Source organism: Rhodococcus sp. (in: high G+C Gram-positive bacteria), from assembly GCF_049286785.1.
GTDB lineage: Bacteria > Actinomycetota > Actinomycetes > Mycobacteriales > Mycobacteriaceae > Rhodococcus_F.
The window spans coordinates 1-4,260 of sequence record NZ_JBAQEO010000330.1; the positions used below are offsets into that span (position 1 = coordinate 1).

General features: G+C 66.3%; 6 protein-coding genes and 1 pseudogene. 5 read left to right on the forward strand and 2 right to left on the reverse strand.

Annotated features, from left to right (window positions below):
- The 3 genes and pseudogenes from WAW17_RS12465 to WAW17_RS12475 all read left to right on the forward strand — a co-directional run.
- Window positions 1-479, forward strand: a pseudogene (locus WAW17_RS12465) (hypothetical protein); the annotation flags it as partial.
- Window positions 480-492: 13 nt separating this feature from the next.
- A complete protein-coding gene (locus WAW17_RS12470) occupies window positions 493-858 on the forward strand; it encodes a hypothetical protein (protein WP_422333283.1) in 366 nt (121 codons plus the stop codon).
- 93 nt (window positions 859-951) lie between these two features.
- On the forward strand, window positions 952-1,158 hold the full coding sequence (locus WAW17_RS12475; RefSeq protein WP_422333284.1) for a three-helix bundle dimerization domain-containing protein: 207 nt from the start codon (window positions 952-954) through the stop codon (window positions 1,156-1,158).
- Window positions 1,159-1,243: 85 nt separating this feature from the next.
- On the opposite strand, the gene WAW17_RS12480 is transcribed toward WAW17_RS12475, so the two are convergent.
- Window positions 1,244-2,341 (reverse strand): LEM-3-like GIY-YIG domain-containing protein, encoded by a 1,098-nt coding sequence (locus WAW17_RS12480; protein ID WP_422333285.1) that lies wholly within the window; start codon window positions 2,339-2,341, stop codon window positions 1,244-1,246.
- Window positions 2,342-2,548: 207 nt separating this feature from the next.
- Here WAW17_RS12480 and WAW17_RS12485 point away from each other — a divergent pair, with 207 nt between their 5' ends.
- Entirely contained in the window at window positions 2,549-3,049 is a 501-nt protein-coding gene (locus tag WAW17_RS12485) for a hypothetical protein (protein WP_422333286.1), read from the forward strand.
- 67 nt (window positions 3,050-3,116) lie between these two features.
- Complete coding sequence (locus tag WAW17_RS12490) at window positions 3,117-3,983, forward strand: patatin-like phospholipase family protein (RefSeq protein ID WP_422333287.1); 867 nt, start codon at window positions 3,117-3,119, stop codon at window positions 3,981-3,983.
- On the opposite strand, the gene WAW17_RS12495 is transcribed toward WAW17_RS12490, so the two are convergent.
- On the reverse strand, window positions 3,892-4,260 hold the full coding sequence (locus WAW17_RS12495) for a cation transporting ATPase C-terminal domain-containing protein (protein WP_422333288.1): 369 nt from the start codon (window positions 4,258-4,260) through the stop codon (window positions 3,892-3,894). The two genes, WAW17_RS12490 and WAW17_RS12495, sit on opposite strands and share 92 nt — an antisense overlap.

Consider the following 4,260-nt stretch of genomic DNA (forward strand, 5'->3'; position numbering starts at 1 on the left):
CGACCGTGATCGCAGGGCACCTGATATCGGGAATCGCGTCGCTGCCCGTGTCAGGGTTCGTGTCAGGGTTCGTGTCACTGCCCGCACGGTGCGTGCATGCCGGAACGCGGGCGGTGACCGTCGGTGCCGCGATCACCGTCAACACCACACTCATCGGTGCGGAGACGGTTGCCGGTGTGGGGACGGCGCTGCTGCGTGCACCCACCGAGGTTGCCGCGGCAGCGCCCTCGCCGTCCGACCTCTTTCGCACGCTCGCGGGCATTGCGCGCGAGTCCGTCGGGGGTGAACCCGCACGACGGTGGGGGTTCGGCGAGAATCGCACGTGGATCGAACCCCACATATCGCAATCGTCTCCCGGGCTGAGCTCGACCACTACACGTTGCGATCGCACCGCCGTTGCACACGGAGTGGCGACGCCGGACAGTAGGCACCGATGGCCACCGAGCCGGGCCTGGGCAGCGTGCACGGTGACCGCCTGAACAAGGAGTCTTCATGCAGATTTTGGACAAGACCACGCGCTTGGTCACCGATACCGCCTACACCGCGACCAGCGCGACCGGGGCCGTGGGCGGGGCACTGGTGGGAGGAATTGTGGGCAGTCTGCGCGGGGCCGCCGAAGGCGCCGTGGACGGCGTCCGCTCCGGTGCACGTAGCGGAACCGACTCGACCCCGGCGGCAGCACTGACGATTGCGGCTCTCGGCCTGACCGGATTGGTCGCTTGGCCGGTCCTGGTCGCCGTGGGCGGAGGCGCGCTGGCCGTCCGATTGCTCACTCCTCGCCCGGAAGCTGAAACCGCCATCACGCCACTGCGCGCGACCGGTCCGAGGGCGGTCCCACAGGCCGCGACGAAGTCCTGACGACTCTTCAACCGCAGAATGGTTGTTGGAACGGGACATCGAGGCGGCCTGTCACCGATTGACTGCGGCCGAGGCGGGGCGCACGATCCAGATATGTCCCCCGAGGAAGAAGAGCGGCAGATTTCGCAGGTGAAGGCAAGGCTTCTCGAGAAGTATCCCAGCACCCCGCGAACTGTGGTGGCTACTGCGGTGGAGGACGCACTCGCCCGTTTCGACGGAGGGCGAGTGCGCGATTTCGTGCCGTTGCTGGTAGAACGCCGTGCATCGGCGACGCTCGCTCGGTCGGCGCTCCATAGGTGACGTTCGCCTGTCGCCGCCGTCACGATGCGAACCGGTGCAGGCAGCCGAGGAGTGGGCAACGGTGCGTCGCCCACTCCTCGCGGTGTCAGCGGCCGGGCCGCGCCTGGGTGAGGTGGGGTACCCAACCGTGGGCGGGCCATTTCTTCAGGCCGACCTTGGCGGGTGTGATCCGCTTGTTCACGAACTGCGACTCCAGTTCGGGATCCACGTCGCCCGTGAACCGCCAGAGCGCCTCGCCGCCTGGACGAGCGACCGTCGACCACGACCGCGCACGGAAAGCTGCTCGAACAATGTTGTCCGCGAACACGATTACCGGTATGTCTGCCGTGTTGCGCACCGCCGCGCCGGCCGTCCACGGGCCGCGCGCGAGTTCGTAGATCTCCTCCGGCGCCGTATCGCGCTCGGCGGCACGCGGAACCTCCAGCACCACGCAAGGGGTGGGCAGGCCCGGCACCGGCTCAGCGGAATACTGCAACACCAGATCATCCACGAGCACCGCCCTGTGTTCGCCCGGCCCACCGGCGAGGTTGGTGAGGTCGGCTCCGTCGAGCAAGCCAAGCGCGCCGACGACACCGTTGCCGAGGGCTTCCGCGACGGTGTCGGTGTCGGCGATCCGGTGCGCGATCACGTAATGCTCCACCTCGAGACCCGAATCGTAGATTTCGCGGATGCGCGATATGGTCGCGGCCCGCACCTCTGCACCGTCGGTTTCGGGATCCTCGAGCATCTGCCTGTGCTCGTTCTCCGCCAACGCCTCCCACACGTGTCCGTACACCCGGTTACCGCGTCCCGTGCCGACATAGAAGATCGACCGATTCCGTGGATCGAGAAGCACGTAGACGTACGTGCCCAGTGCCTCGCCCACTCTCTTCGAGAACGGCTGGGGTGCGTGGCGCGTTTGATACACCTCCTTCAGAATCAAACGCAGCGCGGCCAACTTCAAACCGACGGGGACGCCTCGCTCGATTCCGTCGAACAGAGCTGTCGCGGCCGCCTGCACCGACGTGAAGGTGTGACCGATGTGCCGCTCCAGCGATTTCGTGACGTCTACGAACTGCGCGAACCGGACACGGGGGTCGGGATCTGCATTGTCCAGGTCGTTGGACACGAGAAAGGTCTGGACCTCGCCAGAGTCGAGCCAGCGAGAAGTGATGTCAAGCGGAATTGTCCAGACGGTAGCCATATGACCACCGTAAGGGAAAACTTGGGCCGATAATTCCTACGCCGCGCGGCAGTCTACCGATCTCGAGTTGAAACGCATGTTGGTCGCCCGATCCCGCACCGAAGATTAAGAACTCTCTGGCTTCGGTCGCGCCGCGCGGTGCGAACCTCCACACTCGATAAGGGAACTTCCCGACTCCCCACATCCGAGAACGAAGAGGTATCCGACGTGACACTTCGCACAAGCACGGTTGCCGCGGTCGCGATCGCCGCAGCCCTCGCGATGTCCGCGTGCGGTTCGGACGAATCCGACTCGCCGACACCCACCACGACGACAACCGTGGCCGCAGAAACGACTACGGAGCTCGATCTACCCACGGCGGCCGAACTCAACGGCCTACTGGTGAAGGGCCTCGACCCGGCAACTCCCATCGAGGAGAAGATCGCCATGGTCGAAGGCTCCGACCAGGACCCTCAACTCTTCAATCAGGTTGCCGCCGCGGCTCAGCAGTCGGGTGCCCAGGTGCAGGTACTCGACCCGGTGATCGACAACGGCGACGGCACCGCCAGCGCGCAACTGCAGCTGACGATCAACGGTCAGGTCCAGCAGGGCGGGCTCCCCGCGGTCTTCGTTCCGGGACCGGACGGGTCGTGGAAGCTGTCGAAGACCACCGCCTGCTCGATCGTGTCCATCGCCCAACTCACCTCACCGGCCTGCCCACCCGCCTGATCACGGTTCGACCGGCTCCTGCCTGGCAGAATCACCACGACACGTCGCGCAACGAGGGAGAACGCCGATGGACCTGCCATCCCTGCCACGACCCGTCGGGTTCGTCCTGGGCGGCGGTGGCAGTCTCGGCGCCGCCCAGGTCGGGATGCTGCAGGCGCTCGCCGAGCACGACATCGTCCCCGATCTGGTGGTGGGCACCTCCGTGGGTGCGCTCAACGGCGCGGTGATCGCGCTCGACCCGAAGAGTGCAGCCAACCGGTTGAGTCACCTCTGGCCGAAGATCACCCGCGAAATGATCTTCCCGGGGGGCCCGCTGGCCCAGGTGCGCACGCTGCAGCAGGGAAGAACGCATCTCTTCCCCAACACCGGGCTCCGAGCCGTCATCACCCGGCACCTCGGGGGGAGCGACACGACCTTCGCAGACCTCGCCCTGCCCTTCGGTGCCGTCACGATGGACATCGCCACCGCAACGCCCTACCTGCTCCGGGAAGGTTCACTCGCGCTTGCGCTACTCGCCAGCGCGGCAATTCCCGGTATCTTCCCGGCGGTGAATGCCGACGGCCGCCAACTGTACGACGGCGGAGTGGTGGCGAACGTGCCCGTCACCCAGGCCCTCGCGTTGGGAGCGCAGTCGCTGGTCGTACTCGACGCCACCTTTCCCGGGCGGCTGCCCGAACCGCCCGAGACTCTGGCCGAGGCACTGCTGTTCACCGCGATGGTGATGATGCGAGCCCAGTCGGAGTTGGAGTCGCCGCTCGCCGCCGCCCGGGTACCGGTCGTCTACCTGCCGGGACCGGAGATCCACCGCGTCTCTCCCTTCGACTTCGAGCACACGAACGCTCTCATCGAAGACGCGTACCTGGCCTCCACATCGTTCCTGGAGACACTCGAGATCGACGGCCCCGGCCTCTACGGCTCCCCCTCGGGACGCTGAGAACTGCGACGTTCGACAAACCGCAGCACCAGCTTCCGTCCCTCAGCGGCCCACAGCACCGCACTGGCCATCGCGAGGCAGACGAGCCACTGGTCGAGTGAGAGGGGCGCGGTGCTGAAGGCTCGCCCAGGAATCGCATGTGCACCACAGCCACCTGAAGCAGCGCCGAGAGCGCGATAGCACCCCACAGCCAGGAATTGGCGAACACACGGCGGAAGGCGGAACCGGTCTCCGAACGGGCATTGAAGGCGTTGAACAACTGGGCGAACACCAGCAC

Bases quoted from the DNA above. Each gene is read 5' to 3' on its own strand.
- WAW17_RS12475 (WP_422333284.1), top strand. From the start codon at position 952: ATGTCCCCCGAGGAAGAAGAGCGGCAGATTTCGCAGGTGAAGGCAAGG.
- WAW17_RS12470 (WP_422333283.1), top strand. From the start codon at position 493: ATGCAGATTTTGGACAAGACCACGCGCTTGGTCACCGATACCGCCTAC.
- WAW17_RS12490 (WP_422333287.1), top strand. From the start codon at position 3,117: ATGGACCTGCCATCCCTGCCACGACCCGTCGGGTTCGTCCTGGGCGGC.
- WAW17_RS12480 (WP_422333285.1), bottom strand. From the start codon at position 2,341: ATGGCTACCGTCTGGACAATTCCGCTTGACATCACTTCTCGCTGGCTC.